The sequence below is a fragment of the Mycobacterium nebraskense genome (genome assembly GCF_002102255.1).
Taxonomy (GTDB): domain Bacteria; phylum Actinomycetota; class Actinomycetes; order Mycobacteriales; family Mycobacteriaceae; genus Mycobacterium; species Mycobacterium nebraskense.
In genome coordinates, this window is the sequence record NZ_LQPH01000041.1 from 1 (window position 1) to 23020 (window position 23020).

The 23020-nt window shown below is 69.6% G+C and carries 25 protein-coding genes and 1 pseudogene; 12 read left to right on the plus strand and 14 right to left on the minus strand.

Features of this window, described 5'->3' with window-relative positions; all coding sequences use genetic code 11:
• Positions 1 to 224: 224 nt before the first annotated feature.
• A complete protein-coding gene (groL, locus tag AWC17_RS04630; RefSeq protein WP_046187105.1) occupies positions 225 to 1850 on the minus strand; it encodes a chaperonin GroEL in 1626 nt (541 codons plus the stop codon).
• A gap of 203 nt (positions 1851 to 2053) precedes the next feature.
• A complete protein-coding gene (locus AWC17_RS04635; protein ID WP_047322695.1) occupies positions 2054 to 2620 on the minus strand; it encodes a TetR/AcrR family transcriptional regulator in 567 nt (188 codons plus the stop codon).
• A gap of 102 nt (positions 2621 to 2722) precedes the next feature.
• Between AWC17_RS04635 and AWC17_RS04640 the strand changes: the two genes are divergently transcribed.
• Positions 2723 to 3631, plus strand: a complete 909-nt coding sequence (locus AWC17_RS04640) for an SDR family NAD(P)-dependent oxidoreductase (protein ID WP_046186187.1) — start codon at positions 2723 to 2725, stop codon at positions 3629 to 3631.
• A gap of 55 nt (positions 3632 to 3686) precedes the next feature.
• Here the strand turns inward: AWC17_RS04640 and AWC17_RS04645 are convergent, their stop codons facing one another.
• Entirely contained in the window at positions 3687 to 4388 is a 702-nt protein-coding gene (locus AWC17_RS04645; protein WP_046186188.1) for a M24 family metallopeptidase, read from the minus strand.
• Positions 4389 to 4418: 30 nt separating this feature from the next.
• Here AWC17_RS04645 and AWC17_RS04650 point away from each other — a divergent pair, with 30 nt between their 5' ends.
• Positions 4419 to 4913, plus strand: a complete 495-nt coding sequence (locus AWC17_RS04650) for a cupin domain-containing protein (protein WP_046186189.1) — start codon at positions 4419 to 4421, stop codon at positions 4911 to 4913.
• A 5-nt stretch (positions 4914 to 4918) separates the two neighbouring features.
• Here the strand turns inward: AWC17_RS04650 and AWC17_RS32520 are convergent, their stop codons facing one another.
• The 3 genes from AWC17_RS32520 to AWC17_RS04660 form a co-directional block, all read right to left on the minus strand.
• The gene (locus tag AWC17_RS32520; protein WP_156174201.1) at positions 4919 to 5077 is read right to left on the minus strand and encodes a hypothetical protein; all 159 of its coding nucleotides are present in this window, start codon (positions 5075 to 5077) and stop codon (positions 4919 to 4921) included.
• 132 nt (positions 5078 to 5209) lie between these two features.
• On the minus strand, positions 5210 to 6670 hold the full coding sequence (locus AWC17_RS04655) for a flavin-containing monooxygenase (RefSeq protein WP_046186190.1): 1461 nt from the start codon (positions 6668 to 6670) through the stop codon (positions 5210 to 5212).
• Positions 6663 to 7151, minus strand: a complete 489-nt coding sequence (locus tag AWC17_RS04660; protein WP_052742825.1) for a VOC family protein — start codon at positions 7149 to 7151, stop codon at positions 6663 to 6665. Before AWC17_RS04660 ends, AWC17_RS04655 begins: the two co-directional genes overlap by 8 nt.
• A 119-nt stretch (positions 7152 to 7270) precedes the next feature.
• Here AWC17_RS04660 and moeA point away from each other — a divergent pair, with 119 nt between their 5' ends.
• The 4 genes from moeA to AWC17_RS04680 all read left to right on the plus strand — a co-directional run bounded on the left by moeA (position 7271) and on the right by AWC17_RS04680 (position 12431).
• On the plus strand, positions 7271 to 8476 hold the full coding sequence (gene moeA, locus AWC17_RS04665; RefSeq protein ID WP_046186192.1) for a molybdopterin molybdotransferase MoeA: 1206 nt from the start codon (positions 7271 to 7273) through the stop codon (positions 8474 to 8476).
• 195 nt (positions 8477 to 8671) lie between these two features.
• Positions 8672 to 9394, plus strand: a complete 723-nt coding sequence (locus AWC17_RS04670; protein WP_047322698.1) for a phosphatidylserine decarboxylase — start codon at positions 8672 to 8674, stop codon at positions 9392 to 9394.
• Positions 9391 to 10254 carry a CDP-diacylglycerol--serine O-phosphatidyltransferase gene (gene pssA / locus AWC17_RS04675; RefSeq protein ID WP_046187269.1) on the plus strand — a complete coding sequence of 288 codons (864 nt, stop codon included), beginning with the start codon at positions 9391 to 9393 and terminating at the stop codon, positions 10252 to 10254. The genes AWC17_RS04670 and pssA overlap by 4 nt, the downstream gene beginning before the upstream one ends.
• The gene (locus AWC17_RS04680) at positions 10251 to 12431 is read left to right on the plus strand and encodes an AAA family ATPase (protein ID WP_047322699.1); all 2181 of its coding nucleotides are present in this window, start codon (positions 10251 to 10253) and stop codon (positions 12429 to 12431) included. Before pssA ends, AWC17_RS04680 begins: the two co-directional genes overlap by 4 nt.
• On the opposite strand, the gene AWC17_RS04685 is transcribed toward AWC17_RS04680, so the two are convergent.
• Entirely contained in the window at positions 12405 to 13001 is a 597-nt protein-coding gene (locus tag AWC17_RS04685) for a TetR/AcrR family transcriptional regulator (RefSeq protein ID WP_085164326.1), read from the minus strand. The genes AWC17_RS04680 and AWC17_RS04685 overlap by 27 nt on opposite strands.
• A 21-nt stretch (positions 13002 to 13022) precedes the next feature.
• Between AWC17_RS04685 and AWC17_RS04690 the strand changes: the two are divergent.
• Both AWC17_RS04690 and AWC17_RS04695 read left to right on the plus strand, forming a co-directional pair.
• Positions 13023 to 13816 (plus strand): annotated as a pseudogene (locus AWC17_RS04690) (DUF2867 domain-containing protein).
• On the plus strand, positions 13813 to 14724 hold the full coding sequence (locus tag AWC17_RS04695) for an SDR family NAD(P)-dependent oxidoreductase (RefSeq protein WP_046185805.1): 912 nt from the start codon (positions 13813 to 13815) through the stop codon (positions 14722 to 14724). Before AWC17_RS04690 ends, AWC17_RS04695 begins: the two are co-directional and overlap by 4 nt.
• A gap of 13 nt (positions 14725 to 14737) precedes the next feature.
• On the opposite strand, the gene AWC17_RS04700 is transcribed toward AWC17_RS04695, so the two are convergent.
• The 7 genes from AWC17_RS04700 to AWC17_RS04730 are packed head-to-tail and all read right to left on the minus strand — an operon-like array spanning position 14738 to position 19881.
• Complete coding sequence (locus AWC17_RS04700; RefSeq protein ID WP_046185804.1) at positions 14738 to 15550, minus strand: enoyl-CoA hydratase-related protein; 813 nt, start codon at positions 15548 to 15550, stop codon at positions 14738 to 14740.
• Positions 15547 to 16566, minus strand: coding sequence for a TIGR03617 family F420-dependent LLM class oxidoreductase (locus AWC17_RS04705; RefSeq protein ID WP_046185803.1), 1020 nt, complete (start codon positions 16564 to 16566; stop codon positions 15547 to 15549). The genes AWC17_RS04700 and AWC17_RS04705 overlap by 4 nt, the downstream gene beginning before the upstream one ends.
• A gap of 21 nt (positions 16567 to 16587) precedes the next feature.
• Positions 16588 to 17214, minus strand: coding sequence for an LON peptidase substrate-binding domain-containing protein (locus tag AWC17_RS04710; RefSeq protein ID WP_046185802.1), 627 nt, complete (start codon positions 17212 to 17214; stop codon positions 16588 to 16590).
• Complete coding sequence (locus AWC17_RS04715) at positions 17214 to 18344, minus strand: glutamate--cysteine ligase (RefSeq protein ID WP_046185801.1); 1131 nt, start codon at positions 18342 to 18344, stop codon at positions 17214 to 17216. The genes AWC17_RS04710 and AWC17_RS04715 overlap by 1 nt, the downstream gene beginning before the upstream one ends.
• Complete coding sequence (gene sodC, locus AWC17_RS04720; RefSeq protein WP_046185800.1) at positions 18334 to 19053, minus strand: superoxide dismutase[Cu-Zn]; 720 nt, start codon at positions 19051 to 19053, stop codon at positions 18334 to 18336. The genes AWC17_RS04715 and sodC overlap by 11 nt, the downstream gene beginning before the upstream one ends.
• A 24-nt stretch (positions 19054 to 19077) precedes the next feature.
• A complete protein-coding gene (locus AWC17_RS04725; RefSeq protein ID WP_046185799.1) occupies positions 19078 to 19554 on the minus strand; it encodes a LytR C-terminal domain-containing protein in 477 nt (158 codons plus the stop codon).
• An 18-nt stretch (positions 19555 to 19572) separates the two neighbouring features.
• Complete coding sequence (locus tag AWC17_RS04730; protein WP_046185798.1) at positions 19573 to 19881, minus strand: nucleoid-associated protein NapA; 309 nt, start codon at positions 19879 to 19881, stop codon at positions 19573 to 19575.
• 203 nt (positions 19882 to 20084) lie between these two features.
• Here AWC17_RS04730 and AWC17_RS04735 point away from each other — a divergent pair, with 203 nt between their 5' ends.
• From AWC17_RS04735 to AWC17_RS04750, 4 genes are all read left to right on the plus strand, one after another.
• Entirely contained in the window at positions 20085 to 20678 is a 594-nt protein-coding gene (locus tag AWC17_RS04735) for a peptide deformylase (RefSeq protein ID WP_046185797.1), read from the plus strand.
• Positions 20678 to 21514 (plus strand): GNAT family N-acetyltransferase, cg3035/Rv0428c family, encoded by an 837-nt coding sequence (locus tag AWC17_RS04740; RefSeq protein WP_047322705.1) that lies wholly within the window; start codon positions 20678 to 20680, stop codon positions 21512 to 21514. The genes AWC17_RS04735 and AWC17_RS04740 overlap by 1 nt, the downstream gene beginning before the upstream one ends.
• A 2-nt stretch (positions 21515 to 21516) precedes the next feature.
• The gene (locus AWC17_RS04745; protein ID WP_046187239.1) at positions 21517 to 22338 is read left to right on the plus strand and encodes an exodeoxyribonuclease III; all 822 of its coding nucleotides are present in this window, start codon (positions 21517 to 21519) and stop codon (positions 22336 to 22338) included.
• 204 nt (positions 22339 to 22542) lie between these two features.
• Positions 22543 to 22992: a hypothetical protein gene (locus AWC17_RS04750; RefSeq protein ID WP_047322706.1), complete on the plus strand. Its 450-nt coding sequence runs from the start codon at positions 22543 to 22545 to the stop codon at positions 22990 to 22992.
• Positions 22993 to 23020 lie beyond the last annotated feature (28 nt).

Sequence of the window (23020 nt, forward strand, 5' to 3'; positions counted from 1 at the left end):
CACCGAGCCTACGAGCCAGACACCAGGTGATCAGGATCCAACCACCGCACCACGCGGCAACCTCACCCTGACACTGAGTCGAACCTACCGGTCGCCGAGTGTGGGCCCCGCGCACGGGAACCGCCTCGATTTCGTTCATAGCCCACGCGCTCGGCGCACGCGAAAGAGCCCGGCCCCACAAGGGGACCGGGCTCTTTCGTAAAGGGGACTTTTCGCTGTTGGACTTAGAAGTCCATACCGCCCATGCCGCCGGTCGGGTCGCCCGCGGGAGCGGCCGCCTTCTCCGGCTTGTCGGCGACGACGGCCTCGGTCGTCAGGAACAGCCCGGCAATGGACGCCGCGTTCTGCAGCGCTGAGCGAGTGACCTTGACCGGGTCGGCAACGCCGGCCTTGAGCAGATCCTCGTACTCGTTGGTGGCCGCGTTCAGGCCGGTGCCGGCCTTCGAGTTGCGGACCTTCTCGGCGACAACGCCGGGCTCCAGCCCGGAGTTGAAGGCGATCTGCTTGAGCGGAGCCTCCAGCGCCACCTTGACGATGTTGGCGCCGGTCGCCTCGTCGCCGGACAGCTTCAGCTCGTCCAGGGACGGAGCCGCCTGCAGCAGGGCCACGCCACCACCGGCGACGATGCCCTCCTCGACGGCGGCCTTGGCGTTGCGGACCGCGTCCTCGATGCGGTGCTTGCGCTCCTTGAGCTCCACCTCGGTGGCCGCCCCGGCCTTGATCACCGCGACACCGCCGGCCAGCTTGGCCAGGCGCTCCTGCAGCTTCTCGCGGTCGTAGTCGGAGTCGCTGTTCTCGATCTCCTGGCGGATCTGGGCCACCCGTCCGGCGATGGCGTCGGTGTCACCGGCGCCCTCGACGATGGTGGTCTCGTCCTTGGTGACGACGACCTTGCGGGCCTTACCGAGCAGGGAGATGTCGGCGGTCTCCAGGGAGAGGCCGACCTCCTCGCTGACGACCTGACCACCGGTGAGGATGGCCATGTCCTGCAGCATCGCCTTGCGGCGGTCACCGAAGCCGGGGGCCTTGACCGCCACCGACTTGAAGGTGCCGCGGATCTTGTTGACAACCAGGGTGGACAGCGCCTCGCCCTCGACGTCCTCGGCGATGATCAGCAGCGGCTTGCCGGCCTGGATGACCTTCTCCAGCAGCGGGAGCAGGTCCTTGACGGTCGACACCTTGGAGCTGACCAGCAGGATGTAGGGGTCTTCCAGGACCGCTTCCTGACGCTCGGCGTCGGTGACGAAGTAGCCCGAGATGTAGCCCTTGTCGAACCGCATGCCCTCGGTGAGCTCGAGCTGCAGGCCGAAGGTGTTGGACTCCTCGACGGTGATGACGCCCTCGTTGCCGACCTTGTCCATCGCCTCGGCGATCAGGTCGCCGATCGACTGGTCGCCCGCGGAGATGGCCGCGGTGGCGGCGATCTGCTCCTTGGTCTCGACGTCCTTGGCCGACTTCAGCAGCGTCTCGGTGATCTTCTCGACGGCCTTCTCGATGCCGCGCTTGAGAGCCAACGGGTTGGCACCCGCCGCGACGTTGCGCAGGCCTTCCTTGACCAGGGCCTGGGCCAGCACCGTGGCCGTCGTCGTGCCGTCACCGGCGACGTCGTCGGTCTTCTTGGCGACTTCCTTGACCAGCTCGGCGCCGATCTTCTCGTACGGGTCCTCCAGCTCGATCTCCTTGGCGATGGACACACCATCGTTGGTGATCGTGGGGGCACCCCACTTCTTCTCCAGGACGACGTTGCGGCCCTTGGGGCCCAACGTCACCTTTACCGCGTCGGCGAGGGCATTCAGGCCCCGCTCGAGGCCGCGACGGGCCTCTTCGTCGTACGCAATTATCTTGGACATTGGGAAGTGATTCCTCCGGATCGGGGATGACACCGGGTGACCGCGTGTGGCCACCCCATTACTTACGCTGGCCGGGTGCAGTGCCCGCGACGGACGACCCCAGGTGTCTGCTGGTCTCACCGTCCCGACCTAGCACTCGCCAGTCGCGAGTGCCAACGTCATTCTTAGCACTCGCCTATGCCGAGTGCAAGAACAGTTAGGCCTTATCGCTGCACGCGTAAACCGTCGATGACGACGTTGGTCGCCCGCTCCGCCAGGGCCGCGTCGTAGGCCTGCACCGCCTGGCATCCGACGAGGATTGCCTTGAGATCCCGCATATCGATGTCGCGGCGCGCGGTGCCCGCGTCCTGCGCGGCGCGCAACAGCTCGCCGAGCATGGCCTTGAAGGCGTCTTCGGCCTCGGGCGCCGCGCAGGCGATGTCGATTCCGTACCCGGCCAGGGCGTCGACCAGGCCGCGGTCCGCCGCCCCCCACTGCAGCACCATCGAGCGCAGAAAGGCGAACAGTGCCTCACCGGCGCCCTCGGTTTCCAGCATGGTGTGGCCGTCGTCCACGAGCCGCTGCATCCGGTTTTCGATCACGGCCGCGAAGAGCGCTTCCTTGGTCGGGAAGTGCCGGTAGACCGTGCCGGCCCCGACCCCGGCGCGCCGGGCGACCTCGTCGATCGGCACCGACAGGCCCTCGGCCGCAAAGGTGTCGTAGGCGACCTCCAGCACGCGCGCCCGGTTGCGCGCCGCGTCGGCGCGCAGCGGCCGTGCGGGTTGCGCCATCTGTTCACCTCCGATCGGTTGACAAAGCGGGGCGCGCGTTCCGTATAGTGAAGAACAACCGGAGCGCTCGCCCCGTTTACCTTACTAGCTTAGGAGCTTCCCATGGCCAAGTGGACCGCCGCGGACATCCCCGACCAGACCGGCCGGGTCGCCGTCATCACCGGGGCCAACACCGGCCTCGGCTACGAGACCGCCCTGGCGCTCGCCGACCACGGCGCCCACGTGGTGCTGGCGGTGCGCAACCTCGACAAGGGCAAGGACGCCGCGGCCCGGATCACCGCGAGGAGCCCGCACGCCGACGTCGCGCTGGCCGAGCTCGACCTGACGTCGCTGGAGTCCGTCCGCGCCGCGGCCGAGCAGCTGCGCTCCGCGCACGACCGCATCGACCTGCTGATCAACAACGCGGGCGTGATGTTCACACCGAAGGGCACCACCAAGGACGGCTTCGAGCTGCAGTTCGGCACCAACCACCTCGGCCACTTCGCGCTCACCGGCCTGCTGCTGGACCGACTGTTGCCGGTCGCCGGCTCGCGGGTCGTCACGGTCAGCAGCATGGGCCACCGCTTCGGGCGGATCCGCTTCGATGACCTGCAATGGGAACGCGGCTACAGCCGGGTGGGGGCCTACGGGCAAGCCAAGCTCGCCAACCTGCTGTTCACCTACGAACTGCAGCGGCGGCTCGCGCCACACGGCACGACGATCGCCGTGGCCGCCCACCCCGGCGGCTCGCGGACCGAACTGACCCGCAACCTGCCCGCAGTGGTGGGGGCCCTCACGGCCGTGGTCGAACCACTCTTCCAGGGAGCGGATATGGGCGCCCTTCCGACGCTGCGCGCCGCCACCGACCCCGGCGTGCTCGGGGGCCAGTACTACGGCCCCGACGGGTTCGCCCAACAACGCGGCTACCCCAAGCTCGTGGGGTCCAACGACCGGTCCCACGACGTCGACGTGCAGCGGCGGTTGTGGGCGGTCTCGGAGGAGCTCACTGGCGTCACGTATCCCGTCAGCTGAGGTCGATGGTGCCGACCCGCCGCGCCCGGCGCATGCGCCGCGCTTGCGATCGGCACTAGGGCAAGTCGAGTAGCTGCTCGTAGAAACCGCCGAAGCCGCGGGCCCGATCGGCCAGATGGATCTCCAGGATCCAATGGCACGCGCGTCCCGTCGGGTCAGTGCGCCGCATCGGCTTGTCCGACCCGGGCATGATGTACCACTCGACGCCGGGGCCGGCGATCTTCTTGTGCGGGAACTCACCGACCAGGTGACCGGCGATGGAACTGGCGAACTCGAAGCCCTCGGCGTGCGCCACCCCGACGACGAAGTCGTATAGCTCGGCGCCGGTGACGTCCGGGCGCCGGTCGAAGTACTCGCGGCCGGCCTGCCACACCCGGGGCAGCGCGTCGCGGAGCGATGTTTTGTCCGGGTCGTCGCCCAGCACGAAGGTGCGGCCGAAGTCGGCCTCCCACTCCGCGAAGATCGGTCCGAGGTCGAGGAAGACGATGTCGCCGTCGGCGACCACCCGGTCCGGCGGACGCTCGTTGAAGGGTTGCAGCGTGTTCTCGCCGGCCCGCACGATCCGCCGATGCCAGTGTCGGGTGACTCCGAGCATTTCCGCGGCGAGCTGGTTGATTTCGTCGGACAACTGCTGTTCTGAGATGCCGGGGCGGATCATCGCGCGCCGCTCGATCTCGCCGAACAGCTGCTCCGCCTTCGCCTGGGCGTCGAGCAGCCGTTCCGCCCGAATCTCTTCCTGCGCCGTCCATCCCGCCACCTGGCGATGCTATAGCCGCACACTGGAGGCATGTCCCTCGTCGTGCCGCCCTATCCCCCGCCCCGATACACCGAGGACCAGCCGGAGGTCAGTGCCTGGCTCAAGCCGGCCGGCTCGCCGCCCGATTACGAAACCGGCGGGGTCAAGTACCACTACCTGGCCAACCAACAGGCGACCGACGGCGACTACGGGCTGTACCGGGTCGACATCCCCGCCACCGGCGGCGGGCCGGGGCCGCACTTCCACCGGGCGATGTCCGAGGCGTTCTTCGTGCTGTCCGGGACGATGAAGCTGTACGACGGCACCGAGTGGGCCGAGGGGCACCAAGGCGACTTCCTCTATGTCCCGCCCGGCGGCGTCCATGGCTTCCGCAACGAGGCGGACGAGCCGGCGTCGATCCTGATGCTCTTCGCGCCGGGCGCGCCGCGGGAGGCCTACTTCGAGGGCTTCGCGGCACTGGCCGACATGACCGACGACGAACGCAGGGAGTGGTTCGTTCGCCACGACAACTATTGGGTGCAGTAGTCGGGTTAATGGTGAGCGAACTTTCGGTGCCGGGCACCGATTCGCGGCACGGGTGCGACGTAGGGTTTGGCCGTGCAGGTGAGGTCGAAGCGCGCCGCGGCGTGGTTGCGGATGAAGGTCGAGACGGCGTTCAGCGCCCCGATCCGGACCGCGGAGCGGGTCAAGCGACCGAGCCGCCGCGGCTTGAGCCGCGGGCTGCCCGGTCGGGCCGCCGCGCCCTCGAGGGGCCGCCGCCGGCAGGCGGCGCCGACCGCGTCCGCCAGGGTCCGCGTGCTACGGCGCAGGCCCCCGGCTAACTACCGGTCGAAGCGGTAATCGGCGTCGAAGCGGTAATCGGCGTCGACCAGCTCGCGGGTGCGCTCGAAGAAAGTCCGCCCGCTGTAAGGCAATTGCGTGACCACCTTCCCGCTGGGATGCCGGAAGTAGTTGTTGCAGGCGAGCCAGACCTTGCCCGCCATGGCGGCCTGTATCTCGTCGTTGTAGCGGCGCTGCGCGTCGGGCGTCACCTCCACGGTGTGCGCGCCGCCGCCGTTCATCCGGTCGAGGATGTGGCGGATGAAGGTCGTCTGCGCCTCGTGGATGTAGATGATCGAGTTGACGCCGTTCGTGTTGGGGCCGTACAGCGTGAAGAAGTTCGGGTACCCGGCCACCAGCGTGCCCAGGTACGCCTCGGCGCCGTCGCTCCAGTCGTCGCGCAGCTGCCGGCCGCCGGTTCCGTACACGTCGATGCTGGCCAGATAGTCGGCCGCCTTGAACCCGGTGCCGTAGATGATGGTGTCGACGCGGTGCTCGACGCCGTCGACGGTGCGCACTCCCCGTTCGGTCAGTTCGGCGATGGCGGTCGTCTCCAGGGAGACGTTGGGCAACGCGAACGTGGGGTACCAGTCGCGTGACATCAGCGGCCGCTTGCAGCCGGCGGGATAGTCCGGCGTCAGCTTGGCCCGCAGCTCGGGGTCGGCGACCTTGCGCATGAGGTAACTGCGGGCCAGCTCGGTGGCCTCCCGCGTCTGGGCGGCCTCGACATCGAAGCTGGACGACTCGTAGGCGTCGAAGGCCTCGTCGCGCAGCTTCTGTGCCATGGCGGGCTCGCGTTCGAACAGCTCGTGTTGCTCGGGCGTGAACGGGAAGTCGAACCGGGGCGCGATCCAAATCGGCGTCCGCTGAAACACGGTCAGATGCGCGGTCTCTCGCGCGATCGCGGGCACGTACTGAATCGCGCTGGCGCCCGTCCCGATGGACGCCACCCGCTCCCCGGCCGTCGACTTGCTGTGATCCCAACGCGCCGAATGGAATCGGCGTCCCCGGAACCGCTGTGCCCCGGGGATGTCCGGGATGTGCGGCACGTCGAGCATCCCGACGGCGCTGACCACCACGTCGAACTCGTGCTCGCGAGCATCGTCGTCGGTCAGCGTCCAACGGCGCCGGGAGTCCGACCAGCGCACGGCGGCAATCGAGGTGTTCGCCCGCAGGCGCGCGCCCAGCCCGTGCCCGCCCGCCACCGCCTCGAGGTAGGCCAAGATCTCGGGCTGGTTGGCGTACGTCTTGCTCCACCGCGGGTTGGGCGCAAAGGAATACGAGTACAGGTGCGACGGGACGTCGCATGCCGCCCCCGGAAAGGTGTTGTGGCGCCAGGTCCCGCCGAATCCGTCGGCCCGGTCGAAGATGGTGAACTCGTAGCCGCCCTCGGCCAGCTGGATGCCCATGGCGATGCCGCCGGCGCCCGCGCCGATGATCCCGACGGTCGGCTGCTCACCCATTCAGACCCCATTGCGCGTAGTACGGTCGCTGCGGGCGGCTCTTCTCCACCAGGATGAACACCACACCCCAGGGGTCGACGAACCAGGTGGTGCGGACCCGCGCCACCTCCGCGATTCCGCTGACCAGAAACCGCACGCCCTTGCTCTCCAGCTCCGCCCGGGTGGCGTCGATGTCCTCACAGATCAGCCCGACGTGCGACAGCCCGTGATCGGTGAGGGCGGCACGGCTGCGCTGATCGGAACTTTCCGCGCCGAGGTATTCGATCACCTCGAGCACCCGATCGCCGTCGCCTTCGAATCCCACGATGGCCGCTTTCATGCTGGGATCGCCCACCAGCTCGCCCATGTCGTTGCGAATGGCGTTACCGGTCATGACATACGGCGGCGAGAGCACACGCAGGCCCAACACGTCGCGGTAGAACGCCACGGCGGCCTCGCAATCCGGAACGCACACCCCGATGTGGGCCATTCCGGTAATCACGTTCTTGACTTTACGTCGACAAGCAGTCCCACGACGAGGAGCTGCAGCGTCGGCTCTGGTCCGTGTCCGAACAACTCACCGGGGTCACCTGCGGAATCTGACGGGCCGATAATGGCCGGGTGCGGTCGGTCGAAGAACATCAGCGAGTCGTAGCCGAATTGATCCGTCCCCGGCCCGCGGTCACCGCCGCGCTGGCCGAGGCGCAAGGGCTGGTCCTGGCCGACGACGTGGTCGCGCGGCTGGCGCTGCCGGTCTTCGACAACTCCGCGATGGACGGATACGCGGTGCGCGCCGAGGACACCGCCGGCGCCACACCCGAGGACCCGGTGGTGCTCAAGGTCGCCGAGGACATTCCCGCCGGGCGCACCGACGAGTTGACCCTGCAGCCGAACACGGCGCACCGCATCATGACCGGCGCACCGCTGCCGGCCGGGGCGACGGCCGTCGTGCCGGTCGAAGACACCGACGGTGGTGTGGATGTCGTGTCGATCCGCGCGCCGCGCGAGCCCGGCAGGCACATCCGGCGCGCGGGTGAGGACGTCGCCCCCGGCACCACCGTGTTGCGGCGCGGCCAGGTGGTGACACCCGCCGTGCTCGGCCTGGCCGCGGCACTGGGAATGGCCGAGCTGCCGGTCCTCCCACGCCAACGGGTGCTGGTGATATCGACCGGGTCGGAGCTGGTGCCGCCGGGCCGCCCGCTGCGGCCGGGGCAGATCTACGAGTCCAACTCGATCATGCTGGCCGGGGCGGTTCGCGACGCCGGCGCCGACGTGGTCGAGGTGGCGACCGCCGAAGACGATGTCGCACAGTTCAGCTCGCTCATCGACCGGTACGCCGACCAGGTAGACCTGATCATCACCAGCGGCGGGGTCAGCGCCGGCGCCTACGAGGTCGTCAAGGACGCCTTCGGCCGCGAAGGCGACCAGGGTGTGGAGTTCGTCAAGGTGGCGATGCAGCCGGGGATGCCGCAAGGCATCGGCCGGGTGGCAGGCGCGACGATCGTCACGCTGCCCGGCAACCCGGTCAGCGCCCTGGTGTCATTCGAGGTCTTCATCCGGCCCGCGCTGCGCAAAGCCATGGGCCTGCCCGACCCGGAACGCCCGCACCGGGCCGCCGTGCTCACCGAGTCGTTGACCTCGCCGCGCGGCAAGCGGCAATTCCGCCGCGCGGTGCTGGACCGCGACACCGGCACCGTCACCAGTTACGGCCCGCCGGCCTCGCATCACCTGCGGTGGCTCGCGTCGGCGAACGTGCTGCTGGACATCCCCGAGGACGTCGTGGAGGTGTCGGCCGGGACCGAGCTGCAGGTCTGGGACCTCGCTTGATTCAGGCCGGCGACGATGCAGCCCGCGCAGCGGGGTGTTGAGGAGGCGGGCAATCAGACTTAGGCCGCGGGGCGGTGACGGCGATCTTGGCGCGGCGCAGCTGCGGTGCCCACTCGTCGTTCGGATGCACATCGAAGGTGGGCGTTCCCCCTGCGGGCGAGAACCAACCAGCCACACCTTTCGTAAGATGGCCGCGTGGCACGACGCCCCCGCCCTATCGGCCCCACGGCCGAGGATCCAACGTTCAGCCCGCGGCACGCGTTGGAGTTGGTGCGCTCGACCGTTCCGCCGGTACACCCGGCCGGCCGCCCGTTCATCGCCGCCGGTCTGGCGGTGGCGCTGGCCGGACGCAGGCACCGTTGGATTCGACGGGCCGGACTGCTGGCGGCGGGTGCGTGCGCGGGGTTCTTCCGCCATCCACCGCGGGTGCCGCCGACGCGGCCGGGCGCGATCGTCGCGCCCGCCGACGGGGTGGTGTGCGTCATCGACTCCGCCGCCCCGCCCGCCGAACTCGGCATGGGCGAGACGCCGCTGCCGCGGGTCAGCATCTTCCTTTCGCTGCTGGACGCCCACGTGCAGCGCGCCCCGGTGAGCGGCGAGGTGATCGCCGTGCAGCACCGGCCCGGCCGCTTCGGCTCGGCAGACCTGGCCGCGGCCAGCACCGAGAACGAGCGCACCAGCCTGCGGATCCGGACGCCCACCGGCGCGGAGGTGGTGGCGGTGCAGGTCGCCGGGCTGTTGGCGCGGCGCATCATCTGCGACGCGCGCGTCGGGGACAAGCTGACGATCGGTGACACCTACGGCCTGATCCGGTTCGGCTCCCGGCTCGACACCTATCTGCCGGCGGGCGCCGAACCGCTGGTCGGAGTGGGCCAGCGCGCGATCGCAGGCGAAACCGTGCTGGCCGAGCTGTCATGATCAGCAAGCCGCGCGGCAGACCGTCGGTCAACCTGCAGATCCTGCCCAGCGCGATGACCGTGCTGTCCATCTGCGCGGGTCTGACCTCGATCCGATTCGCCCTCGAGCACCAGCCCAAGGCCGCGATGGCATTGATCGCCGCGGCCGCCATTCTGGACGGGCTGGACGGCCGGGTGGCCCGCATCCTGGATGCCCAGTCGCGGATGGGCGAGGAGATCGACTCGCTGGCCGACGCGGTGAACTTCGGAGTGGCACCGGCGATCGTGCTCTATGTGACGCTGCTGACGAAGTCGCCGGCCGGCTGGGTGGTGATCCTGCTCTACGCGGTGTGCGTCGTGTTGCGGCTGGCGCGGTACAACGCGCTGCAGGACGACGGCAGCCAGCCCGCCTACACGCACGAGTTCTTCGTCGGCATGCCGGCGCCGGCGGGCGCGGTGTCGATGATCGGGCTGATCGGACTCAAACTGCAGTTCGGTGAGGGCTGGTGGACCTCCACGACGTTCCTGTGCATCTGGATCACCGGGACGTCGATGCTGATGATCAGCAAGATTCCGATGCGCAAGATGCACGCCGCGGCGGTGCCCCCCAGCTGGGCCGCCCCGCTGCTGGCGCTGCTGGCGATCTGCGCGGCCGCAGCGGTGCTGGCGCCCTACGTCCTGATCTGGGTCATCATCATCGCCTACCTCTGCCACGTCCCGTTCGCGGTCCGCAACCAGCGCTGGCTGGCCGCGCACCCCGAGGCGTGGGCCGACGAACCCAAGCAACGCCGCGCCGCGCGGCGCGCGATCCGCCGGGCACAGCCGAACCGCCGGTCGATGGCGCGGCTGGGTCTGCACAAACCGGGTGGGCGCCTGCGATGAGCCGGCAGGGCGAGGGTGCGGCCCGTCAGCTCACACTCACCGCGCGGTTGAACACCTCCGCCGTCGACTCACGCCGCGGCGTCGTCCGTCTGCATCCGAGTGCGGTTGCCGCACTTGGCATCCGGGAGTGGGACGCGGTGTCGCTGACGGGCTCGCGCACCACCGCGGCGGTCGCGGGCCTGGCCGGCCCGGACACCCCGGTCGGAACCGTGTTGCTCGACGACGTGACGCTGTCCAACGCCGGGCTGCGTGAGGACACCGCGGTGATCGTCAGCGCGGTCACCGTCTACGGCGCGCGATCGGTGACGCTGTCCGGCTCGACGCTGGCCAGCCAGTCGATTTCGCCGGTCACCTTGCGGCAGGCCTTGCTCGGCAAGGTGCTGACGGTCGGCGACGCCGTGTCGCTGCTGCCGCGCGACCTGGGCCCGGGCACGTCGACGTCGGCCGCGACCCGCGCGCTGGCCGCCTCGGTGGGCATCAGCTGGACGTCGGAGCTGTTGACCGTCACCGCCGTCGACCCCGCGGGACCGGTCAGCGTCCAGCCCAACTCGCTGGTCACCTGGGGGGTGGGCGTCCCTGCCGGCGGCGCGCCACCCTCGCTGGAACTGGTCGACGTCGCAAGCCCGGAGACTGTCGTCGAGGAGCTCAAGGGTTCGCAGCCGCAGGCCGCCAAGCTCGCCGAGTGGCTCAAGCTCGCGCTCGACGAACCGCACCTGCTGAAGTCGTTGGGCGCCGGCGCCAACCTCGGCGTGCTGGTGTCGGGTCCGGCCGGCGTCGGCAAGGTGACGCTGGTGCGCGCGGTGTGCGACGGCCGCAGGCTGGTGAAACTGGACGGCCCGGAGGTGGGCGCCTTGGCGCCGGAAGACCGGCTCAAGACCGTGGGCTCGGCGGTGCAGGCCGTCCGCGACGGCGGCGGCGTCCTGCTGATCACCGACGTCGACGCCCTGCTGCCGGCCACCCCCGAGCCGGTGGCCGCGCTGATCCTGGGCGAGCTTCGCACCGCCGTGGCGACGGAGGGCGTCGCGTTGATCGCCACCTCCGCGCGGCCCGACCAGCTCGACGCCCGGCTGCGCGCGCCGGACCTGTGCGACCGGGAGCTGAGCCTGCCGCTGCCCGACGCCGGCACCCGCAAGGCGCTGCTGGAATCGCTGCTGAAGAAGGTGCCCGCCGGTGCCCTAGACCTCGATGAGATCGCCGGGCGCACACCGGGTTTCGTGGTCGCCGACTTGGCGGCACTGCTGCGGGAGGCGGCGCTGCGGGCGGCGTCGCGCGCCAGCACCGACGGCCGGCCGCCCGAGCTGAACCAGGAGGATCTCGTCGGTGCGCTGACGGTCATCCGGCCGCTGTCGCGTTCGGGAAGCGAGGAAGTGACCGTCGGCAACGTCACCCTCAACGACGTCGGCGACATGGCCGAGGCGCGGCAGGCGCTGACCGAGGCCGTGTTGTGGCCGCTGCAGCATCCCGACACCTTTGCCCGGTTGGGTGTCGAACCCCCCCGCGGGGTGCTGCTGTACGGGCCGCCCGGCTGCGGCAAGACCTTCGTCGTGCGCGCGCTGGCCAGCACCGGGCGGCTGTCCGTGCACGCCGTCAAGGGCTCCGAACTGATGGACAAGTGGGTGGGCAGCTCGGAAAAGGCCGTCCGCGAACTGTTTCGGCGCGCCCGCGACTCGGCCCCGTCCCTGATATTCCTCGACGAGATAGACGCGCTGGCGCCCCGGCGCGGGCAGAGCTTCGACTCGGGGGTGACCGATCGGGTGGTGGCCGCGCTGCTGACCGAGCTGGACGGCGTCAATCCGCTGCGCGACGTCGTCGTGCTGGGCGCCACCAACCGGCCGGACCTGATCGACCCGGCGCTGCTGCGCCCGGGCCGGCTGGAGCGGCGGGTGTTCGTCGAACCACCCGATGCCGCCGCCCGCCGCGAAATCCTGCACACCGCAGGCAAATCCGTCCCACTGAGCGACGACGTCGACCTCGACCAGGTGGCCGCGGAGCTCGAAGGCTACAGCGCCGCCGACTGCGTGGCACTGTTGCGGGAGGCGGCACTCACCGCGATGCGGCGATCCATCGATGCCACCGACGTGACGGCCGCGGACATCGCGGCGGCACGCCAAATCGTGCGCCCCTCACTGGATCCCGCGCAGGTGGAGTCGCTACGGGCCTTCGCCAAAGCTCCGTAGCACGGCCAGCACCGACGCCGCGACGTCGTTTTCCAGCCAGGGGGGCATCGGGTCGTCATGGGCGTGGCGGCGGACCACGGCATACGGCAGGTCCGCGACCGCTCGCGCGACGGCGTCGACGGACCGGGCCTTGGTGTTCCCATACAGTTGCCGGGCCAATACCGCAATTCGCTCGGTCAGCGGCGCGTTCATCGCGGCCAGCGTCTCCCGGAATGCCGCATCGGGTTCCTCGTCGAGCAGGTCATCGGGCCGGATCGTCAACAACAGCCGGGCGTCGTCCGGCAGCTCGCGCGCGAAGCTGACGGCGGCCACGGCCATGGCGACCGCGGTGTCCGCCGGCGTCTCGCCCTCGGCGGCCAGGGCCCGCGCCTGGAAGCGTTCCAGCGCGCGCAGCCACGCCGCCGTCAGGATGCCGTCGCGGTTGCCGAACCGGTGATAGAGGGTGCCCGCGGGCGCGCCGCTGGTTTTGGCGATCGCCGCGACGCTGGCCGCGCGCGGTCCGCCGGCGAGCACCAGCGCCCGGGCTGCGTCGAGGATCACATCGGTTTCATGCTTCCGCGGAGGTGCCACGATCTAGTACATTCCTTCTATATGGAACGATTATCCTATATCGATGAGCATGCCATAACTGTTGACGCGGGGCGCGCGGACACGTGGTCGGCGCTGTTGCGGGTGATGTGCCGGGACCCCGGCGATCCGTCGACCGTGCCGATCGGCTTCGTGCTGGACGAGGCGCGACCGCCGGCGCGGTTCGCGCTGAAGGGCCGCCACCTCTTCGCGGTGTACCGCTGGGTGTTCGAGCTGGACGAGCTCGCCGACCCCCCACGCACCCGCGTGCGCGCGGCCACCTGGGCGGCCTTCCCGAGCGTGCACGGGAAGATCTACCGGACGCTCGTCATCGGCTCGGGCGGGCATCGCGTCGTCACGCGGTGGACCCTGAAACGCATTGCGGCGGCCGCCGAGCACGCCGATTACGTGGACGTCTTCGAAGTGCCGCTGCCACAAGGCGACTCGCGCACAGCCGAGGAGACATTCCGCGACGCGGTGGGGCGGCGGCCGGGCGCGGGCGGAGGCGTTGTCTCGTGGATCCACCGCCACGTGCTGGGGTTCCGCCTCGGGCCGTATTCGTCGCCCGATCACATCATCGGCTGGACGATCACGCGTTCGGATGACGACGAACTCGTGCTGACCGCGCGCGGGCCGCTCATGCACGGCGAGCTGACGTTGCGACGCCAGGACGATCGGCGCGCCAGCCTCACCACGCGCGTGCAGTACTGCCGCAGATCACCGCGCGAGCGGTCTGGGCCGTCGTCGGCCCGTTGCACCGTGCCGTGGCGCCGCGGCTGATGAAGCGCGCCGCGGTGTGGCAGCGTGTACCGGCATGACCGAGCATTCGACCGCGCTGCACGTCGTCGACGGAATCGACCTGTCCGGCAAGGTTTGTGTGGTCACGGGCGCATCCTCCGGGCTGGGGCGCGAGTCGGCCCGGGCCCTGGCCACCGCGGGCGCGCACGTCGTCCTGGCCGCCCGCAACCCGGCGGCGTTGGCGGAGGCGGCCCAGTGGATCGCGACGGAAGTGCCGGGTGCGCAAACCTCGACCGTCGGGCTCGACCTCACCACGCTGGCCGGCGTGCGGGCGGCGGTGGGCGCAATCCGCGACATCGCGCCGGTCATCGACGTTTTGATGAACAACGCCGGAGTGATGTTCACGCCTTTCGGCAGGACGCGCGATGGGTTCGAGATGCAGATCGGCACCAACCATTTCGGGCACTTCGAACTCACCCGGCTCCTCGTCCCGCAACTCGCCGCCGCCGGCAGGGCTCACGGGCAGGCCCGGATCGTCAACCTGTCGTCCGGCGGACACGTCATGGGTGACGTCGACTTCGACGATCCCAACTGGGAGCGTCGCGACTACGACAAGTTCGTCGCCTACGGCGCGTCGAAAACGGCGAACATCCTGCACGCCGTAGCAGCCGACCGACGTCTGCGCGACAAGGGAATCCGCGCCTACGCCGTCCACCCCGGCACGGTTGCCACTTCGCTGGCCCGGCACATGTCCCGGGCGGACTTCTCGCGGCTGCGCGAATCGGCGGGCGGCCTCCTCGACGTCATCACACCCGACCGTGGTGCGGCCACCCAGGTGTGGGCGGCGGTCAGCCCCGAGCTGACCGGCCGGGGTGGGCTGTATCTCGAGGACTGCGGGGTCAGCGAAAGGGTGGCGCCTTACGCTCGCGACGAGCAGCGTGCGGCCGAGTGGTGGGAGCTCTCCGAGAAGCTGTGCGCCACAAGGTGAGCCGCCCGCTCGGTCAGGGCTCGGGCAGCGCGGTCCACTCGCGGGAAAGCCGCGAGGTGAACGACGGCGGCCGGCGCTCCAGGAACGCGGCGACCCCTTCGCGCGCGTCGGCGCCGCCCATCACGCGGTGGTGCAGCTGCGTTTCCAGCGCGGCGACCTGGCGCGGGGTGTAGTTGTTGATCGCGGTGTCCCACAGCAGCCTCTTGCACAGCGCCGCCGACATCGGCGCCACGTTGACCGCGATGTCGCGGGCCACCTCCACCGCGTGGTCGAGCACCTGCCCGGCGGGCAGCACCCGGCTTGCGACTCCGAGCGCGACCGCCTCGGCGCCGCCGAACGTTCGCCCGGTGAGCAGGATGTCCGCCGCCACCCCCAACGTAGTCAGCTGCGCCAGCGTCCAGTGCGACATGCAGTCGGGTATCACTCCCCGACGGACCTGCACCACACCGTATTTGGCGTCTTCGGCGACGATGCGCAGGTCCGCCTGCAAGGCTATGGTCAGGCCGATGCCGATCGCGTGGCCGTTGACCGCGGCGATCACCGGCTTGCGCAGCTCGAACGCTGCCGGGGTGATCGGTGAGGCCGAGAACTCCTCGCCCGGGGTGTCGAATGGGCCTGTGTCGCCGGAGAAGTCCGCCCCGGCGCAGAAGGCTCGGCCCGCCCCGGTCACCACGATGGCCCGGACGTCGTCGTCGCCGTCGCAGTCGGAGTACGCGCGGCTCAGCAGCGCGCCCATCTCGGCGGTGTAGGCATTGAGCTGCTCGGGCCGATTGAGCGTGAGCACGGCCACGCCCGCGTCGACGTCGACCGTCAGATCGGGGCTCATCGCAGGGCCGGGGTGCGGTGCAAGGCGCCGATCAGGTCGGCGACGTCCGCGGTGCGCGGCGTGTAGCCCGGGAAGTAGCAGCACACCTCGGTGGCGTGCTCGGAGAACCGGTCGGCGATCTGCTGCGCGCATTCCTCGGGGGTGCCGACGATCCCGATCCGGGCCACCACCTCGTCGCCGATCAGCCGGCGCATCTCGGCGAAGCGGCCCTGCTTGGACAGCGCGTTGAGCTCGGGCTGGACGTCGGCCCACCCCTCGGCCTCGAGCACGGGCAGGTAGGCCGGAGTCGAGCCGTAAAACGAAATCAGTGCCGCCACACCGTCGATCGCGGCCGCCAGGTCGGCTTCGTCGCGGCCGACGGCGACCATGGCCTGGGCGATGATCTGGAACCCGTCGGTCGGTCGCCCCGCACGGCGCAGCCCGTCGGCGACGGCGGGGACGGTGCGTTCGGCGAAGTGGCGGGCGCTGTTGAACGGCATCACCAGCAGCCCGTCGGCCACCTCCGCGGCGGTGCGCGTCATCACCGGGCCCAGCGCGCCCAGTAGCACCGGCGGCGGCCCGAACGGGTTGGGCCCCGGATTGAAGTTGGGCGCCATGATGGTGTGGGTGAAGAACTCGCCGCGGAAGTCCAGGCGGTGGCCTTCCCAGGCCGCGAAGATCGCCTTGATCGCCGCGATGGTTTCGGCCATCCGGGCCGCGGGCCGCTCCCACTTACTGCCGTAGCGCTTTTCGATGTGAGCCTTCACCTGCGAGCCCAGTCCGAGCCGGAACCGGCCGCCGCTATAGAGCTGCAGGTCGTAGGCGGCGTGCGCCAGGTGCAGCGGGCTGCGGGGCGGGGCGATCGCCACGTTGGTCATCAGGTCCAGGCCGGTCGCGCCGGCGGCGAGGATCAGCGGGAAGAACACGTCGTGCTGGCCCTCGAAGGTGAACAGGCCGTCGGCGCCCGTCGCGGCGATGTCGGCGGCGCTCGCCGCCGCGTGCACCGGCGAGCCGTCGACCTGCAGATGTACCTTCATCTAATCCCCTGTCGGACAGTGTTATTCGGAGAGCTGGAACTCCACCACCTCGGCGACCGCGTCCACGGCCTCGCGGAGCGCGGCCAGGCGATCGGCGGCCGACGGCGCCGACAGCACGGCGTATCGGTCGGCCTTGCCGATGGGGATGCGAGACGCCAACGCGTACAACCGTTGTCCGGGATCGCCGCCGGTGTGCTCACCCAAGAGCGCCGCGCGGTCCGGCAGCGTCACGCCGCGCGCGTCGGCGATCCGCTCGAACAGGGCCATCACCCGGTCCTCCACCTCGAGCAGCTGGGCGGCGGTGACCGGGCCCCCCGGCTCGTCGGGCCAAAGCATCACCGCCGCCCGCGGGTAGGGATCGTCGGGCAGCCATTCGGACACCCGGATTCGCTCCCCGGTCCGGCAGTGCATCGCGTACCGGCCCGCGCCGTGGTCGACGCATTCGGTGATCCGGGACAAAACGCCGACGTCACAACGGGAATCACCGCCGCCGACCTCGCGGCCCCGCGAGATCAGCACCACGCCGAACGGATCGCCGGTGTCCAGGCAGTGCCGCACCAGCGCACCGTAGCGCGGCTCGAAGATTCGCAACGGCAGGTCCTGGTCGGGCAGCAGCGCCGACTCCAGCGGGAACATCGCCAGCTCCATCAGATTTCCAGCTCGGCCACCAGCGCGTCGACGACCGCCCGCAGGTCGCCGTCGTGTTCCTCGGCCACCCGGCGCTGCCGCTGATAAGAGGCGCCCCGCCTAGGGATCTCGGCCACCGCGGCAAGCTCGTCGACGCAATTCAACGACTTGGCGACGGGCTCGAGCCGATTCAGCACGTCGTCGAGATCCTCGGTGACGAGCCGCTCGTTGCTGTCGGCGTCTTGGATGATGATCGCGTCCAGCCCGTAGCGGGCGGCGCGCCACTTGTTTTCCTGGTTATGCCACGGCGGCATGGTCGGCAACGTCTCGTCGGCTTCCAGCCGGCGGTCCAGGTCCACCACCAGGCAATGTGTCAACGCCACCAGCGCGCCCAACTCGCGCAAGTTGGACACACCATCGCAGACCCGTACCTCGATGGTGCCCAAGTGCGGCGAAGGCCTGATGTCCCAACGGACTTCGTCGACGTGATCGATGATGCCGGTCTTCTTCTGGTCGTAGACGAACCCTTCGAACTCCGCCCAGGTCTGGAATTGGAACGGCAAGCCGGCGGTGGGCAGCTGCTGGAACATCATCGCGCGGTTGCTGGCGTAGCCGGTGTCCACGCCAGTCCACCACGGCGAGGATGCCGACAGCGCCAACAGGTGCGGGTAGTACTTCAACAACGACGTCATGATCGGCATCACCTTGTGCGCCGAGGAGATCCCGACGTGCACGTGCACGCCCCAGATCAACATCTGTCGCCCCCACCACTGGGTGCGCTTGATCAATTCGGCGTACCGGGGCGCGTCGGTGAGCTTCTGGGTGGACCACTGCGCGAACGGGTGTGCGCCGGCGCAGAAGAGCTCGATTCCCCGGTCCCGGACGATCCGGTGCGCGGGCCCCAACGTCTGCCGCAGATCCTCCATCGCCTCTCCGGTGGAATTGCAGACACCGCTGACGACTTCGACCGTGTTGCGCAGCAACTCCTTGTGTACGCGCGGATTTTCGCCGATCTCGGCGATCACCGCGGTGGCTTCGTTGCTCAGGTCGCGGGTCTTTGCGTCGACGAGCGCGAACTCCCACTCCACGCCGAGGGTCGGCCTCGGCGAACGGGCGAAATCGATGCGCGCGTTGGACCTGTTAGCCGGCACCGATCACACCGCACGCGACCCGCTTGCCGGCGTCACCGGTGCTCATCGTCGTCTGGTCGGGGCCCGGGGTTCCGTTGCTCTGGCTGTAACGCTCCGGCGGGATGTTGCCGAAGTTGTCGGCGCCGGCGTGAATGATGATCGCGGTCTTTTCGCCGGTGAGCAGGTCGTCCATGGCGAACGCGTCCGTGGTGGTCATCATCATCGCGGACCCGTCCTTGCGCACCTGAAGCGAGGTCAGGTCACCGCTGGCGGGCTCGGCGGCGTGCCCGGGCGTTTGGAAGTGCCCTCCGGCGGACAGGAAATCCCCGGGCGCGCCACCGGTCGGGGCCACGGAGTTGGGCTCGCACTTGCCGACCTTGTGGATGTGCACCCCGTGGAAGCCCGGCGTCAGCAGCCCGTCGCCGGTCGTCGCGATGGTGACGGTGGCGTAGCCGTTGTTGAACTGGAAGGTCGCCGTCGCGACCTCGGTGCCGTCGGGTGCCCTCAGGTGGGTGGTGATGTTCCGTCCCGGCGGGGCGGCGACGGGCCCGCCCTCCGGGGTCCCGGTCCCCGTCGGCGCCGGCGATCCGGTCCAGACCGCCGGCGTGGTACCCGGGGTTATCGCCACGTGCTCGGGCGACGAGCACGCGCCCAGCAGCGCGACGGAAGCCGCTGCGGAGAGCGCGGAAATGGTGACGGCGGCACTGCGGTGACCAGCGAGCTGAGGCATAGCGGAAGCCTAGTCGCTTGAGCGTCAACCCGTAACGAGGACGATGACCCCGGGCGGTTGGCCGCTGAGGGCGGGGATGCGCGGTTCGACGGGCACGCCCAGGTTTTTGCCCACCGCGTCGGCGGTCGCGTGCTCGTCGTCGGCGTCGGTGTAATACACCGTGGTGGTGGACACTTCCGGCACGGTCAGGTTGTCGACCTTGGTGACCTTGAAACCGGCGGTCGTGAGCTGATCCTTGGTGTGCGCGGCGACGCCCTCTTTCGCCGAGATGTTGTACACCTGCACCTCGGCCTGGGTGCCCGCGGGCTTAGTGCTCGTCGGCGTGGGCGACGCGCTGGTGGCTGTCGACGTGGAGACCGGCGACGCCGAGTCCTCGTCGGAGCTGCCGGAGGAACTCAGCGCCTGCCAGCCGAGCAGCAGGAAAATGACCCCCAGGAACAACAGCACCATCACCATTGCCCGTAGGGGAAGCCCCGTGGAGTCGGGGACTCGCTCTTTCATCGAGCCCACTGTAGCGAGTCAGGTCACCTCGAAGCCGAGGCGCCGGGCCGCCCGCGCCTTCTGGCGGCTGGCACGCAGCCGCCGCAACCGCTTCACCAGCATCGGGTCGGCGGCCAGAGCCTCGGGCCGGTCGACGAGCGCGTTGAGCACTTGGTAGTAGCGCGTCGCCGACATCGAGAACAGCTCTTTGATCGCTTCCTCTTTTACGCCCGCGAATTTCCACCACTGACGTTCGAAGGCGAGGATGTCGTGCTCGCGGCGGGTGAGTCCATCTGCAATCTCAGAATCGTCCCCCGATCGATTTGCCCGCGCCATGGCGCTGTCCATATAGCTTCCCCTGGACCCTTCCGGCGAATTCTCGGCTGCTCTGATGACTTGACTTACCTGAGGGCGTGTTTCGGCGAATATTGAACCACGGCGCAAACCCTCAAGCCGTCATCCAGACCCGCGAGTCGGCCGATTGCCTCAGATTGCCCGTACTCAAGATCGCCGGCTTCGATGCCCACGCGCGTGCGGTAGCTTAGCCGACCATGGCAGTCGTACCAATCCGGATCGTCGGCGATCCGGTCTTGCACACCCCGACGCAGCCGGTGCCCGTCGGCGCCGACGGCTCGCTGCCGGCGGACCTGCCGGAGCTGATCGCCGACATGTACGACACCATGGACGCCGCGCACGGAGTCGGCCTGGCCGCCAACCAGATCGGGGTCGGGCTGCGCGTCTTCGTCTACGACTGCGCCGACGACCGCGGCAGGACCGACCGCCGCCGCGGCGTGGTCGTCAACCCGGTGCTGGAAACCTCCGAGGTACCGGAGACCATGCCCGATCCGGACGACGATGACGAGGGTTGCCTCTCTGTCCCCGGCGAGTCGTTTCCCACCGGCCGCGCCACCTGGGCGCGGGTCACCGGTCTGGATGCCGACGGCAAGCCGGTCGACATCGAGGGCACCGGCCTGTTCGCGCGCATGCTGCAGCACGAAACCGGGCACCTGGACGGCTTTCTGTACCTGGACCGTCTCATCGGTCGCCACGCCCGCAGCGCCAAGCGCGCCGTCAAGGCGCACGGCTGGGGCGTGCCCGGCCTGTCGTGGCTGCCGGGCGAAGGGCCGGACCCCTTCGGTCACTGATGGTCTCGTGGCCGGACGTGGGCACGCGGGTGACGCTTCGCTACCGGCGTCCGGCCGGCTCGGTCCCGCCGCTGACCGATGCGGTGGGACACCTGCTGGCGGTCGGCCCGGTGGTGCGGGTTCGGACGAAGACGGGCGCGGTCGTCGAAGTGGCGGCCGACGACGTGGTCGCCCTGCGGGTGCTGACCGACGCACCGGTACGCACCTCCGAAATCCGGGCGCTCGAGCATGCGGCCGCCGCGGCGTCGCCGGGCGTGGAACGGGCCTGGCTCGAAGGCTGGCTGCTGCGCGCCGGCGATGGGGTCAATTATGCTGTGCCACTCGATGTTTCGGCTCATGCCGGTACCGTTGCAGCGATCGCGGCCTGGTATGAGCGCCGCGGCCTGACACCGCGACTGGCGATTCCGGATCGTTTGTTGCAGCTGCCTTCGGGGCTGAGCGCCGAACACACCGAACGCGTTTTGGTGCGCGCCGTCTCCGCTTCGGCACCGGCCGAACCCGACCCGTCCATCACGCTGTCGGCCGGCCCGGACCTCACCGACGGCGAGCTGATGGTCGGCATTCATTCCGGCGCGCCGATCGCGCGCGCGGCGGTGACCGATGCGCCCGACGGCACGCGGTGGGTGGGCCTGTCGGCAACGCGCACAGCCGAAGACCAAGCCACCACGGCGACGTGCGAGGCGCTGTTGGCCTGGGCCGCCGCGAGGGGCGCGACGCGCGGCTACTTGGTCGTCCCCGGCACCGGCACGATGCCACTCGCCGACGCGCTGGGCTTCCGGGCGCACCACCGTCGCCGCTACTTCCCGGCCCGCTCTGCCGCCTGGGATACGGTCTAGCCATGCCCGAAGGGGTCCTCCGGCTGGCCACCTGGAACGTGAATTCGATTCGCAGCCGCCTGCCCCGCGTCGTCGACTGGCTGGCCCGCGCCGACGTCGACGTGCTGGCCATGCAGGAGACCAAGTGTTCCGACAGCCAATTCCCCACCCTGCCGTTCTTCGAACTCGGCTACGAGGTAGCGCATGTCGGCTTCAATCAGTGGAACGGCGTGGCGATCGCGTCGCGCGTGGGCCTCGACAATATGGAGATCGGCTTCGACGGCCAGCCCACCTGGAGCAGCAAGCCGGAGGTGGCCGCGACGGCCGAAGCCCGCGCGCTGGCCGCCACCTGCGGCGGGATCCGGGTCTGGAGCCTTTACGTGCCCAACGGCCGCGCGCTGGGCGATCCACACTACACCTACAAGCTGGAATGGCTTGCCGCACTGCGTGATACGGCAGCCGGATGGTTGCGCGACGATCCCACCGCGCAGATCGCGCTGGCCGGCGACTGGAACATCGCCCCGACAGACGACGACGTCTGGAGCACCGAATTCTATGCCGGCGCCACCCACGTCTCCGAGCCGGAGCGCCGCGCGTTCGGCGCCATCGTCGACGCGCAATTCACCGACGTGGTAAGGCCTTTCGCGCCCGGCCCGGGCGTGTACACCTACTGGGACTACACCCAGCTGCGGTTCCCGAAACGGCAAGGCATGCGCATCGACTTCATCCTTGCCTCCCCGGAATTGGCCGGCCGCGTGACGGACGCCCAGATCGTCCGCGACGAACGCAAGGGAAAAGCCGCCAGCGATCACGCACCGGTACAGATCGATATCCGGCGCGACTGAATCGCGATTACTTCGCGCCCCGCGCATAACCAGGTTAAGCTCAGGCAAATTAAATGCGGCTGCTCGTTGTCTGCGCGTTTGCAAGGTGGCAGGCTTTGATTTGTTAGAAGCGACAAATAGTGTTGTTTTGCTGTTAACGATGCGTTCAGCGGCCTCGCTGGTGACGCGGGTTCACGGCAAGGGCAGGAAAGCCAGGGAGTCATCATGAGTGTCATCGGCGGAGCGGTCCGAGGCGTGGGTCAGGCGGTGAGTCGCGTGGCGACCACGACGACCGCGGCCGCCGGCGCTGTGGGTGGCGCGGCGGTCAACGGAGTCATCGGCGGGGTCACCGGAGCCGCCGAAGGCGTCAAAAAGGGAATGAGTAGCGGCAGCCACTCGGCGCCGGCGGCCGCGGTGGCCTTCGGCGCGCTGGGCGTCGCGGGACTGGTCGAGTGGCCGGTGCTGCTGGCGGTCGGCGGCAGCGCCCTGTTGCTGCAGAAACTGAGCAGCCGCAAGCGGGAACCGGCCAAGCCAACGGCAAAGGCGAGCCTCAAGGCGGTGCCGGTGGAACCGGCCCCGCAAAAAGCCGCGCCACAGAAAGCGGCCGCCAAGTCGACGGCCAAGAAGGCGGCCGGGCGCCGGCCCGGCGGCAGTCAGTTGCGTAGCACCAACTAACGGGACTGTCCGAACCCGCTTTGAGCAT